20 protein-coding genes are annotated in these 9,574 nt (G+C 31.4%); all 20 read right to left on the reverse strand.

Going from position 1 to position 9,574, the window contains the following annotated elements; all coding sequences use genetic code 11:
* Positions 1-62 precede the first annotated feature (62 nt).
* The 20 genes from ACJRPK_RS13990 to ACJRPK_RS14085 all read right to left on the reverse strand — a co-directional run bounded on the left by ACJRPK_RS13990 (position 63) and on the right by ACJRPK_RS14085 (position 9,566).
* Positions 63-530 carry a hypothetical protein gene (locus ACJRPK_RS13990; protein ID WP_407140840.1) on the reverse strand — a complete coding sequence of 156 codons (468 nt, stop codon included), beginning with the start codon at positions 528-530 and terminating at the stop codon, positions 63-65.
* A gap of 721 nt (positions 531-1,251) precedes the next feature.
* Positions 1,252-1,530, reverse strand: coding sequence for a hypothetical protein (locus tag ACJRPK_RS13995; RefSeq protein WP_407140842.1), 279 nt, complete (start codon positions 1,528-1,530; stop codon positions 1,252-1,254).
* Between the two features lie 76 nt (positions 1,531-1,606).
* On the reverse strand, positions 1,607-1,957 hold the full coding sequence (locus ACJRPK_RS14000) for a hypothetical protein (RefSeq protein ID WP_407140844.1): 351 nt from the start codon (positions 1,955-1,957) through the stop codon (positions 1,607-1,609).
* A gap of 49 nt (positions 1,958-2,006) precedes the next feature.
* Entirely contained in the window at positions 2,007-2,213 is a 207-nt protein-coding gene (locus ACJRPK_RS14005; protein WP_407140846.1) for a hypothetical protein, read from the reverse strand.
* 30 nt (positions 2,214-2,243) lie between these two features.
* Positions 2,244-2,549: a hypothetical protein gene (locus ACJRPK_RS14010; protein ID WP_407140848.1), complete on the reverse strand. Its 306-nt coding sequence runs from the start codon at positions 2,547-2,549 to the stop codon at positions 2,244-2,246.
* A gap of 27 nt (positions 2,550-2,576) precedes the next feature.
* The gene (locus ACJRPK_RS14015) at positions 2,577-2,795 is read right to left on the reverse strand and encodes a hypothetical protein (protein WP_407140849.1); all 219 of its coding nucleotides are present in this window, start codon (positions 2,793-2,795) and stop codon (positions 2,577-2,579) included.
* A gap of 344 nt (positions 2,796-3,139) precedes the next feature.
* Positions 3,140-3,430, reverse strand: coding sequence for a hypothetical protein (locus ACJRPK_RS14020; RefSeq protein ID WP_407140850.1), 291 nt, complete (start codon positions 3,428-3,430; stop codon positions 3,140-3,142).
* Positions 3,431-3,448: 18 nt separating this feature from the next.
* A complete protein-coding gene (locus tag ACJRPK_RS14025) occupies positions 3,449-3,931 on the reverse strand; it encodes a hypothetical protein (RefSeq protein WP_407140852.1) in 483 nt (160 codons plus the stop codon).
* Between the two features lie 31 nt (positions 3,932-3,962).
* The gene (locus ACJRPK_RS14030) at positions 3,963-4,148 is read right to left on the reverse strand and encodes a hypothetical protein (RefSeq protein WP_407140853.1); all 186 of its coding nucleotides are present in this window, start codon (positions 4,146-4,148) and stop codon (positions 3,963-3,965) included.
* A 16-nt stretch (positions 4,149-4,164) separates the two neighbouring features.
* Positions 4,165-4,443, reverse strand: coding sequence for a hypothetical protein (locus tag ACJRPK_RS14035; RefSeq protein WP_407140855.1), 279 nt, complete (start codon positions 4,441-4,443; stop codon positions 4,165-4,167).
* A gap of 530 nt (positions 4,444-4,973) precedes the next feature.
* The gene (locus tag ACJRPK_RS14040) at positions 4,974-5,138 is read right to left on the reverse strand and encodes a hypothetical protein (RefSeq protein WP_407140857.1); all 165 of its coding nucleotides are present in this window, start codon (positions 5,136-5,138) and stop codon (positions 4,974-4,976) included.
* A gap of 118 nt (positions 5,139-5,256) precedes the next feature.
* On the reverse strand, positions 5,257-5,445 hold the full coding sequence (locus ACJRPK_RS14045) for a hypothetical protein (protein WP_407140859.1): 189 nt from the start codon (positions 5,443-5,445) through the stop codon (positions 5,257-5,259).
* The gene (locus ACJRPK_RS14050; protein WP_407140861.1) at positions 5,442-5,645 is read right to left on the reverse strand and encodes a hypothetical protein; all 204 of its coding nucleotides are present in this window, start codon (positions 5,643-5,645) and stop codon (positions 5,442-5,444) included. Before ACJRPK_RS14050 ends, ACJRPK_RS14045 begins: the two co-directional genes overlap by 4 nt.
* The gene (locus tag ACJRPK_RS14055; protein ID WP_407140862.1) at positions 5,642-5,851 is read right to left on the reverse strand and encodes a hypothetical protein; all 210 of its coding nucleotides are present in this window, start codon (positions 5,849-5,851) and stop codon (positions 5,642-5,644) included. The genes ACJRPK_RS14050 and ACJRPK_RS14055 overlap by 4 nt, the downstream gene beginning before the upstream one ends.
* On the reverse strand, positions 5,851-6,720 hold the full coding sequence (locus tag ACJRPK_RS14060) for a hypothetical protein (RefSeq protein WP_407140864.1): 870 nt from the start codon (positions 6,718-6,720) through the stop codon (positions 5,851-5,853). The genes ACJRPK_RS14055 and ACJRPK_RS14060 overlap by 1 nt, the downstream gene beginning before the upstream one ends.
* Entirely contained in the window at positions 6,704-7,270 is a 567-nt protein-coding gene (locus ACJRPK_RS14065; protein WP_407140866.1) for a hypothetical protein, read from the reverse strand. Before ACJRPK_RS14065 ends, ACJRPK_RS14060 begins: the two co-directional genes overlap by 17 nt.
* Positions 7,267-7,917: a hypothetical protein gene (locus tag ACJRPK_RS14070; protein WP_407140867.1), complete on the reverse strand. Its 651-nt coding sequence runs from the start codon at positions 7,915-7,917 to the stop codon at positions 7,267-7,269. The genes ACJRPK_RS14065 and ACJRPK_RS14070 overlap by 4 nt, the downstream gene beginning before the upstream one ends.
* A 142-nt stretch (positions 7,918-8,059) precedes the next feature.
* On the reverse strand, positions 8,060-8,488 hold the full coding sequence (locus tag ACJRPK_RS14075; RefSeq protein ID WP_407140868.1) for a GIY-YIG nuclease family protein: 429 nt from the start codon (positions 8,486-8,488) through the stop codon (positions 8,060-8,062).
* Between the two features lies 1 nt (position 8,489).
* Positions 8,490-8,873, reverse strand: a complete 384-nt coding sequence (locus ACJRPK_RS14080) for a helix-turn-helix domain-containing protein (RefSeq protein ID WP_407140870.1) — start codon at positions 8,871-8,873, stop codon at positions 8,490-8,492.
* Between the two features lie 6 nt (positions 8,874-8,879).
* Entirely contained in the window at positions 8,880-9,566 is a 687-nt protein-coding gene (locus ACJRPK_RS14085) for a recombination protein NinG (protein ID WP_407140872.1), read from the reverse strand.
* Positions 9,567-9,574: the final 8 nt, after the last annotated feature.

Genomic DNA, 9,574 nt, shown 5'->3' on the forward strand with positions numbered 1-9,574 from the left:
AGTATTGGAGTAGTCCATTACCTTTACAAATAACACTAGTATGATAGCTTTACTTAAACTCATTATGCTAATTCAGTTTTAATTATTTCATTAAGTCTTGCTGTTAGATCCTTGTAGGCTTTATGGTATTTCTTTAATCTTTTTATGTTTCCCTCGGATAATGTTTTTAGTCTGGTTATATCCATGTTATCCTCTAGGTCTGCTAACTTTACTTTTATTGCGTCTGGATTGAATTTTATAGATGAAATATAACTTTCATAATCACCCGTATTCGTAATGGATTCTAAGCCGTTAATTATCCTTCCTGAAAAATCATTAAACAGTGTGTTACTTAATTCAGATGAAGCACCAAAGTCCTCTAATACATCGTGCAACAAAGCTATTGCGCTTAACTCGTCATCTTGGTACTTGGCGTTTACTTTGTCGTATACCCTCACCAAATGACCGATATAAGGTTCACCCATTAGATCAGTCTTACCGTAGTATAATCTATCTACTAGCTCTAAAGCTTTTTGTTTGTATGATGTCATTCAATTAAGGTTATATAAATCACTACGACTGCCGAAGCTATCAAGATCGAAATAATCCTATAGTTCAGTTGACGTTTAAATTCTTCATCAATTCTATCCTGATTCTTAATTCGTTTATTCTGTCTCGTAACTTTGCACATTCTAAATAATCTTCTTTCCTCAAACACTGGCTTAATAAAACTTTCTTAGCATCTATCTCTTTCTGGTAATCTTTTTCATAATCAGCCATAATATTTCTGTGTTTGTGGTTACTACATGATGTCAAATAAAAAAAAGGGAGTTGGCTATGGTGACCTACTCCCTTTCCAATCTTAATAAAATGAAAATCAAAAATCTATGAACAAAAACATCTCACACATCTTCTATTGTAAAGATAATGTTTTATTTTTAATTAGACTAAATAAAAATAATGTTTTTAGGTATAAAAAAAGGTTAGCAGGCACGCTAACCTCTTTATATAATCAATTAATAATTTAATACAGATCAGTATGAAAAAAAATAAATTGATTTGCTTGGTCTTAATAAAAAATGCTAGCCGGCGATTTAATATTGAGACTAATTTGTATCTTAATAAAATTTAAAGTCGTCGAAAACTGGATTTTAATTAAGAAAAAGGATTTAAACAACCCTCTTATTTTGTTCTTCAAATATACGTAAATTAAATGGATTGAAGCGTGTTTTTTTGAGTATTTTATCTTTTTTATTAGTACAAACTGTATTATTAAAAACCCCTTAAACGCTCAAATTCATTCCATGTCTTTAATCCTGCTCCCCTTATTCTTATAAATTCTTTTTTCTCCCAATCTTCAATATATTTAAAATAATCATCATAGTAAATTATATTTCTTAACCTTGTTGAGCAAGCATTTGATTCAAGCCATTCCTTATTAGGCGTTTTTTCTGAATTTTCTATTTTGATTTTATCAACACTTAATTTTTTATGATAAGCTTCTACAATATCAAGTGCTTTATTATATTGTTCTCTGGTTATGTTTTTCATTTAATTTTATTTTAGCTATCAATTACTAAGACGGTTATATAATTATGTGGGGTGTTTCTTTATGTTGTGTGTAATACTACTTTTCTGGTAATCCTAAAGAACTTCTAACTTTAGCTTCCGCAAGTTCTTGTATGAGATTATCACTTTTAAGTAGTTCTTTTGCTTTATCTGCAATCATCTCTTTAAAGTTAAGCTCTTCCATCGCAGAATTTAAACCCTCTCTAAAAGCCATCTCAACCGTATAGTCCAGAGCATTTTCAAACTGGGTTTTCTTATCATTAAAAAGTGATCGATTAAAATACTCACCAATGGTTTTTTCTATATCATCCATTTGTAAGTTTAACTGATCTTTTATTTTAGACTGAACAGTTTCGTTTATAGTTTCTACTATTTCTCTTCTGTCTATTTCTACTTTGAATTTTTCCATGTTTTCTTTTTTTTGGTTAGGTAACTATATTTCGGTGTTGTAGTGCATATCATTTCTCACTTCTTCTATCTATACAATAACTACACTGTTCTTTACACCTTGCGGTTTCGCCAGTTTGCGCTACGCCATCGCAATAAAACGTTTCCTTATGTACAACAACAATAGGTAAACCACATTTATTTTTAGCCAATTCATAAACTAAAGAATTACCAGTACTTGCATTTCCAATTATTCCTATTTTCTTTTTTTCTTTCATAATAAACGTTTGTACCTTATTCCGTTACCCCTAATTTAATAGAGTAACAGATTTTAGAATCAATCCAAAACCATCGGTTTCTTTTTCAAAGTATTTAATTGCTATTCCGAGAGCTTCCTCTTTGCTATTTGCATCTGTTGCCAATGTTCTAAGCATATTTGCATTAGGGTTTTGGTAAACCAATGAAACAGAAAAACGAGGGGTAACACGTGGGATAATTAATTCCTCTTGTATGTATTCGTATAAAGGGCTTAGTGCTTTACTGGTATCTTTGCAGTCCAAGTTCTTTACTAATATTTCAGCTAATTCTAATTTAGTTTGTATCTCTGTTTTCATTAAATAGTAATTATATAGGGGTGTTACCTACAGTTTTTCAATTGCTTTTTGCACATCAAACCAATACTCAAAATCATCTGATTCTTTTGCATGAGAAAATTTAGCAACGTGCGCACAATATTTAGCTTGACATTTAGCAAATTCGTATTGTCGATTCATTGGAATACCAATTTTATCTAAGTATTTCGGCTGCATTTCTATAAAATCCGATATTAATTGTTCTGCTATTTTATTCGGATCTTTCATAATCTAATTTACTAAGGTTAATTGTTGTTTACTCTTTTTTATATTTACACCCCATGAAACTAGACCCATCTGAAATTAATGCATCGCTCATAGAAGAACTAATTATGCGTTGCTATACCATAGACCATGAAATCAAAGTAAATGATTCTGGTAAAGCCTGGGCGCGTTTGAAATATGGGGTTTACTCTTATCACTCATATAACAAAGATTTTGAAGGCCGGGTATCAGTTGGTTATCTTCAAAAAAACTTTTCAAGGCTTATCTTTAAACATAAGAACTTTACTTATCAGGGCGTGAGGTATTACTATGATCGGGGGAAATGGCGGAAAACCGAAAAAAGGTGATCACCAAACCGCACCAGCATCATAAGCTAATTGTTCAATTCTATATTTTAGTGTTTTTATTGGAAAATTTTGTATAAGACTATACATAAAATCTCTATCCTTATTTTGTCCAGCAATTACAATATCAGTCAAGAAAAATTCATTCAACATGCCTTGAATTTTAATATGTTCTCCATGTTCTTCTGTGCTGTCAAGGAATAACAACACTTCCACTTCTTTACCTTGTACGCTTACTTTTTTGAGTGCGTTCCAATTAGCTGTTTTTTTTATATTTTTTTCTTCTGGTTTCATTTCTTTTATCTATTAGTGTTAAAAAATATTCATTTTCTCAGCTTCCTTTATTTCCAATCCCATTAACTCATCTCCAAATCCCCAAGGCATTTCTTCCTCTGATTCTAAGTGATCATAATCTTCGCTATTCTCATAGTTTTTTATGCTTTCGAATTCTACTTCCCATGAGATTGGACATGTAAACGAATAACATTTACCGTAGTAAGTGAAGCCTAATCTTTTAAGGCACTCTTTTTTTTGATCAAAATTCATTTTCCTTGTTTTTTTGATCATTTTCTTTGCTAATCTCCTATTGCATCTAATTTTACGCTTAGATAGAGATTCTGCAATTAACCAATCATACTCAGAAATCCCTTCTCCTTTTTTATTCAAAAACTCCCCATCTCCGCAATAAGTATGTAAACAACCATATCCACTGTTCACACTAGATTCACTCTCGAAAAAACCGCAATTATTACATAAAGTGTTTAAATCCGTTATAATGCATTTTTGTTCTTCCATCTTATTTGTTATTGTGTGTTAGTGCTTGAAACTAAGGCAGGTACTTTTGAGCATCTCCAAAAGCTTCATTCCACTGATCAGCTAATTCATTATTAACTAAATTCCATTCAATTTTTTCCTTTAAAGCAATTGCATCTAAAACTTCTAACTCAGATTCAGCAAGTCTTAAATAAGATATTGCTTGGTTTGCCTTTCTCGTCGCTTGTGTTGGTGTCATTTTTATATTTATTAAATTAGTTCTTTTCAGCTGCTCTATTTAACTCAACCCTGTATTCGTAATATTGTTCTGCATATTCTATAAGTAATAAGCTAAACCAATCGTTAATATCTCCGTTTTCTAATAGTAACTTCAAATCATTAGGATCCATGTCACCAAAAACTTCTTTTTTAAGAGCAAAATGTTTTTCAAAGTTTGCTTTATTCTTATGTGCTTTTTTAATAAAAGCTTCGCGCTTTTCCTGAGACTTAAAATCTTCTTCGGCTTTTGGGTTTTCAATTTCTCTTGGATCCATTATTCCTTTTTGTTATCAGTTGATTAAAATTTCAACCTAAGACCGGTAAACTATTTTTCCGGTTCTGTGCATATATTCATTATTCCAGTTTAAATGCAAGTAAAAAATATTAGCTTCTCGGTAACGCTTTTTAAATTGTATAGGTTTATACCAGTATTTATGCCAAGTAATTCTAATAGACATACCAAATTTGTAAGGTATTCTTTCGGCAATTACGTCACCATTTCTGCAATATCTTTTACAAGTTTCGAAATCACCTTCAAAAGAGAAAGCGTCAAGATCTTTATTCATTACTGCATAACCTCTATGTCTACTATCTAACATAACTCTATCTTTCTTTTAGTTTAACTTAGTCTTAAAATTTACGCTTTTTGAATCCTTAAAATCAAGGTATCTGTATGCGTTACTTCTACCCTTTTCAATTTCTTTTTTAGTAAGAACTTTGGCTTTGATGTTATCTCCACCCCTTTGGCTAATTGTGTGGCTTTCGTTGCTGCTAATCTTGATTACAGATTTTTTATTCTCTGTTTCTATCCTAAAAATTCATAAACTCTACTTAATTCATCGTCAATTTTAAACCGTGCTTCTTCAAACATTCCTAATTCATCCCAAGCGATAATAACCGTGTTTCCAAAAACACCTTCTGTAGTTGTCATTATTCCGTGAGCTTTAAGTATTTTTTCGATAGTTGTCATAATTTCCGTGTTTGTTATAGTACAAATATACAACAAAAAACAATACAAAGTGCAATATATTATACTTTTATTAAACTTTAACATATTTAAACCTTTGTATAATAGCATTTAATACGGTTTAAGCGCCTTTTTTAAACACCCTGTTAACTACTTCTTTGTAACCCGGTAAATTCTTAGATGATTCTATAAACCTAGTTACGTGCTTAATCTCAGTAAATGTGAATTTACCTGCTATCGTTTCTTGATTGTAGATTTTTCCGTTTACTAGAATCTCCCCGTTGTCGTTAATCTTAATTGTTGTACTCATGGCTTAAAAATTTTTGTTGCGTTGTTAACTGTGTGATCTTCGTATTTTCCTAAAAACATTATTACTTTGTTTTGCTCTGGATCAAAGTAACCCAGTCTACCGTCCTTTTTTCTTACTAAGTACTCTTTACCTTCGATCTCTATTTTATCAGAATCGAAAATGTATTTTCCTTTACTGTCTTTCCACTTGCCTTTTATCATGCTATAAATATTAATTTACCGTGAATCCCTTCTCTAATTTTAATTTCTTTATTCTTGTAAAGCTCATTTAAGGCTTTTTTAAGCTCTTTTAGCTCTATACTGGTACTATGTGACAGATTTACTAAATAAGTTCCGCAGTGACCGCCTGAAGTGTCTGATTTAGCTTTTAAGGCTTGTAGTATTAATTTAGTTGAATCAATATCCATTATATCCCCCCAACAGATTCGCTGTAATCTGCTTTGTATGGCAGCCAGTTACTATCTACACCTACGTAGAATGTTTCAAACTTCCTGCTACCTCTTACACTTTTACACACTACCTCTGAAACGTCACCAATGTTTTTAACCATTATAACCTGTTCAGCTTTTTGTTGTAGAATAGTTCCTAAATGCCCCCTTGACTTTTCAGATCCCGGATTTAAGTGAAGGACACCCGATATATGGCATTTAGTAATTGCTGCGTATCTCAAAAGATCAACTACGTATTCTTCACTTGTTTCTAAATCGTTGAAGTTTTTACAGAAGTCTACAAAACCATCCATGTTAACTAAGCCTAAATTGTTTCTGAATTCACTTTCCATGAATAACCAATCCAAATACTGAACACGCTCTTTCTTTTTCATTCCTCTAAGTTGAACGTAATGATAGTTTTGTGGCATCCCCCCGCACATCTTAGGTATTCTATCGTGATTTAAGAAACAATCGTACTCACTCTGTTCACCGTCTAAATCGATTATCCACTTGTCATGTAACCCATACCCCTTTATATCTTCGTTGTATTCATTAGCTTTACCACCAATAGCGCAACCAGTTATCATACTTTTTACAAAAGATTTTCTACTTTTCTCTTCACCGACAATCATGCTTATATCTCCAAAAGAAAACAATTTCAGGGGGTAGTTAGTTCCCTTGTAAGGAACAGGATCTAAACCTACAGAAACTGCTAAAGGGGGCTTTTTGTAAACCTTGTTTGGATCTATTTTATTAGCGTAATGAAACTCGCTAAAATCCCTTTTTACAACTTCTTCAGAAGCTGATAAATCTAATCCATCTAAAATACTAGTGTCTATCCCCATAGTTGTTTATTAAGTCGCTTATAAGATCGTTAAGCCTTGTGTTTGTGTTTTCCTCGTTCCAATGCTCGCTTATTATTTCTTTTTTTAATTCAATCTCGTTGTCTTTTATGCATTTCAAAACTTCTTTTGCGTGGCTTTTTCTTTCATCAACCGTAATTCCTTTCTTGAAGTCTAAATCCGCAGGAACGCCAACCATTTGACAAGCCATATCGAAATTAAACATCATCATTTCGTTTCTAAAAGATTTGTAGTGAGATTCTAAACTAACAGATAATTCACTTTGAATTTTTTCTAGTGCCATTTCATAGCTTGATGTTCTCCATATCTCGAATTCTAGTTTTTTGATAAATATTTTAGCAAACATTCTTTGTTGACTGATTGATTCTTTTTTTTGATCATTCACCCACTTAACAATATTTTTTAAAGCATCTAAATCGTTTTGGTCAACATAGATCGGCTTAACGTTCTTGCGCTTTGTTCCATCATCGTTTTTAATTGCTTTGGAAAATTTATAAATCAAACGGCTTATTGACTGAGATACATTCATCACGATATTTTTTTAAGATTTCCGAAAACTTTTTCTTTGCTAAGCCAACATTCCCGCATTTCTTCAAAATTGCTTAACTCTAAAAGCCAAGTAGGTCTTAATCGAACTTTGGGATATGAGTCTTGGAAAAACAAACCGTTCATAGCTTCCCTGAATTCTTTTTCAGAATACACCCTGACCAGTTGATTAAAATTGTTAGTCTCCTGAGTGTTTAGTTTTGAAATGTTGGTTGGTTTTTTATCCCAATGCATTCTAGCTTCAGCCCAAGTGTCTAAAAAATTTTTCTCAGTGTATTTTTCATCATCTGAAACCTCTTTTTTATATGTTACTTGTTTATTGTTATATTGTTTATCTATACTATCAATGCTTTGTACTGTGCTTTGTACTGTGCTTTGTACTGTGCTTTGTACTGTGCTTTGACTAGTGCTTTGACTAGTGCTTTCGCATTGCTTTGATACGTGCTTTATGAATGCTTTGTCAAGTGCTTTGTCATTTGCTTTGTCAGGTGCTTTGTAATTTTCTTTCAAAGCAATTATGTTTGCGCTGTACTGGTTTTTTGAGTATTCTATCATTTCTATAAATCCAAAATCAACTAATTGATTAAGTGTTTTTTTATAGACTGAGTAGCTTTTTATACCTATAGCGTCCATAACCATTGTGGTAGGAAAACCAAACTTTTTTTTCCATCCTAATCTATTACAATGTTCGATTGCAAATGAATATAAAGCGATATGATTGGGTTTTATTAATTCAGGGTTTTCAAAAGACCAATCCCAAAAAACTCTGTATAATTTAAAGATGTCCATAATGAATGTTATTATACCCTTCTGGGTAGAAGCTTTTAGCTACAGTTATAAATATGTGTTCAATTATTGTTTCTAGCTTTCTATTAAAAAAATTTATACCAATATCTTTGTAGTTAGCTAATAAGTAAAATTTGAATGCTTTAGGATCTTCATTTAAAGATTTATCTATTTTTGTTTTTGAACTAGATTTATATATATGCTGCTTTAATCGAGACATATAATCTTTTGATTTACCTACATAACATTTTCCATTTTTAGTATTTTTTATTAAATAAAACCCCCCTTTTAAATAATTTCTTTGTTGTCTTATCTTATGACTAAGTATGTCTTGCAATGTTATTTCTTCTGGATTTTCAAAACAGAAATCAAACCATCTTCTTGATAATTCATAACTATTAAATAGTTGGTCGCTCATTCTATGCTGATTTAAGTTCTAGTTTAATATTAATTATCTCTTCTTCAAGGGCTATTAATCTATCCATAAGCCCTAACTTTTTGTCCTTTATCTTTTCTTCATTTACCTTTGATTGTATTATTTTTTCTATTTTTAATATTCTCTTTTTTCGTTCTGGATCTGTATCTAAGTAGTTTCTTATAGTCTTAATAGAGTAGTCTACTGTTAATCGGTTTCTATTGATTACTTCGCAAACATCCTTTTTCCTTATTTTACCGTAAAGTGAAAGGAGATAAGCTATAAGCTGCCTAGAAAACACAAGTTCTTCATCTCTTTTACTAGACTTTATTTCATACATTGAAACATTGTGTTCATAGCACACTGTACTTGTTATAAATTCTCTCATAGCTTCTTAATTTTTAAATTCACAATATTCATCTTCATAAATCCCTAGTTCTTTATTTATTAAATTCCTTTGATAAATCCTTTCTTTAAGGTTGTAGTTGTTTCCCTCTTTTTTTAACCTGTTGGCTATCTTGCAAGCTTTTCTATAAAACTCTTCATATTCAACATTTGTAAATTTTAGAGCTTCTGTACGTCTTAAAGAACTAATGAAATCAAAGTACTTTTCTCCGTACTCATTTTTTAAACCCTCCCTTAATAAACCATCCTCATTTTGATAATGATTTGATTGAGCAGATTGTCTATGTATGTTATGAAGATTGAACCTCATTGTTTTGTTAGACCCCCTAGAGAACACGTGTCCTGCGTGCATTTGATTGGCGTGGTAATTTCTAGCTAAACATGGCAAACCTATGTCTAAGAGCCTTACAATTTTGTTTATTGCAGTTTGTAGTTTTGTAGAAAAGTCGGTAATCTTCTTTTTCTCTTCAATCCGCTTTTTCTTTTCCTTTTTTTCTACGTCCTTTTTTGCCTTCAGATTTAACTTAGCGAAGTATATTTTTCCAACCTCCGTTTCAAACCAATCAGATAAACATTTAGGGCATAATCCATGTGTTCTGTAATAGGTTTCAGTTAAGCATCCTTCGAAACCATAAGCCTTTCCGATTCCTTTGCATTTTTTCTTTTTATTATTCATTTAGAAAG

Origin of the sequence: Aquimarina sp. 2-A2 (assembly GCF_045505135.1) — a bacterium.
Classification (GTDB): Bacteria; Bacteroidota; Bacteroidia; order Flavobacteriales; family Flavobacteriaceae; genus Aquimarina; species Aquimarina intermedia.